General features: G+C 60.2%; 2 protein-coding genes. Both read right to left on the reverse strand.

Going from position 1 to position 2,174, the window contains the following annotated elements; genetic code table 11:
* Positions 1-22: 22 nt before the first annotated feature.
* Positions 23-1,132, reverse strand: a complete 1,110-nt coding sequence (locus AC1DO7_RS41155) for a DUF6708 domain-containing protein (RefSeq protein WP_477117562.1) — start codon at positions 1,130-1,132, stop codon at positions 23-25.
* The coding region (locus AC1DO7_RS41160) for a hypothetical protein (protein WP_477117563.1) at positions 1,132-2,174 on the reverse strand (1,043 nt) is incomplete at its 5' end. The genes AC1DO7_RS41155 and AC1DO7_RS41160, both read right to left, overlap by 1 nt.

Here is a 2,174-nt window from a genome sequence, read left to right on the forward strand (position 1 = left end):
GCCATGCGCCATGCTATCTCCATTACGTCTTTGCGACGTGCTTGCGATCTGGGCGCCGACCAGGACGCACGGCCCAGCGGTGCGCGTTGGCCAATAGCTGCTCGCGGATGTCTGGCGGGTAGTTGTCGGCAGTGGACAAGGCGGGTATGGGCTTGCCCGGCAGGCCGGCCTCGCGGATGACYTTGGGCCAGCGCGGTCGCCAGCACAGCAGCAGCGATGCCCAGTGCGACAAGCCGAGGATGATGAAAGCCGGCGAAATCATCAGGCAGCCGACCCAGATGAGGGGACCGCCTTCGCGCAGGAAGGGCCCCAAGGCCTCGAACTGCGCGATGAAGGCTTGCCACGGCAGCGGCAGTTGCGAGCTGATGCGCGGCTTCGGGACGGCCGACAGGCCGCCCTCGTTCATGTAGCGGCGGATGAACTCCCACTCCGCTTTGAGGTCGTCCGCACTGCTGCTTTGCTTGCCGACGAAGGCCATGACGGGAAAGGGCAGCGGTGTGTCGCCAGGAAACCAGCCAGCAAGGAGACGCTGCCCGGCGATTTCCTCCGTGCTGACGCCCTCCCAGGGCACGGCAGCAATCCCACCACAACTGGGAGGACGATGCAGATAGACCTGTCGCGTGACACGGTTGAAGCGGATCAGCAGATAGCGGGAGGTCAGCGCTTCCAGGCGCGTGAAGCGGAAGGCGTATTTGAAATAAAGGAAAATCGGAATTCCAAAAAGGGCACCATCGAAAAATAGATCAAAATACTCGCTGCCGCCGATCGGCCTGCCAAATGCCTGGTTTGTTCCTGATACAAGCCCCCACACGATTGGGCCTGAACTGGAAACCCATCCGCGAGTCACCATGCCAACAATGACAAGAGAGATTAGAGTTAGCAGCCCACGCTTCTCCTCCATGCCGCCACAACGCATTTCCAGATAGGTGTTGTTGCAGGCATAGACCGGACCGCGCGTTTCGGCGTGAGCAAACCGTTTCGCTGCCTGACGCGCTTTGTCTTCGGCCACGGACTCTGCGTACACGGGTTCCACCAGTGGCTTCTTTGAGCCGTCGGCGTCTCCCATGTTCTCCTCAAACCATTGGTCAGACTTGATGTTGAGCAGCCATGCCATCCACTCCGCGTAGTACATCAGAGCACCTCTTGCAGTCCGCCATAGAGAGCGGCAAGTTCTTCTTGCGTATCCTCGTATGGTTTTTCCCCATTGAACTTGGGTCCGCGATACATGGTGTGTTTGCACCATTTTTGCAGGGCGTCGTCATCGAAAATGGCAATGAATGCGCTAACGGCCAGTACGATCCAGGTGCCACGAAGCAGGATGCGCCGCATCAGTAGGGCGACGGTTTCCTTGCCCAGGAATGCGGCAGATCTGGCTAGAGCGCTAAGCAAAGGAGACCAACGAGAATAAACTGCGCGCTCGGCTAACAATTTGAGCATCGGCCCCGCCGCTGCAAATGCGATGCTGGCCTGACTCGCGATCATGGTGAGCGTCACCGTGAAACGGGTCAGATAAGCCGCAGTCAACCCACGATTTCCGTGCCTTCGGGCTTCGTCTGCATCGGACCAGTCGTACCTAGCGAGATAGATGCCAACTGCCGTAGCCAACGCCCCACCCCATATCTTGAGTCCACCAAGAAAGACCGTAGCGCCCACGCAGACCGTAGCGCCCACGCTCGTCGTACTGCCAGGGGCATACTGGCGTAGGACCACCTCGGTGCCGCAGGCCAACACTTCCAGACCTGCCGCGAAGGTTGTCATGGCGGCTGCGCTCAACTCCGCTTTTTCCTTTTCGTCCTTGGTGCCTTTGAGCCATTTATGGCTGAGCAGGGCGGCCTCGAACAGCAATAGCCACCCACTGGCGCGCACTTTGTAGAATTCACTGGAGCGGGCATCGACCAGTTCGGTGGCGAAGGCGAAGTTCACATTGCGCTTGACCTGAGCGCGCAAGAACTTGGGGTCGGCACTGCGCCCGATCGCCTGCAGCTCCTTGAGCCGCAGTTTGACGGCTTGCCTGCCGATGCCGGCGGCCAGTAACGAGCGGCTGAAACCGTGGACGAACCACTCCATGCCCTTGGGCGCGTGGCGCAATGTCTGACGCCCCAGGCTGGTGTACCAGGCGAGTGCGCCGCCGGCGAGCCGGGCATGGCCGGCCTTTTCCATTTCCTCGTACAGCC

The sequence above is a fragment of the Cupriavidus sp. 05N40 genome, from assembly GCF_056397305.1.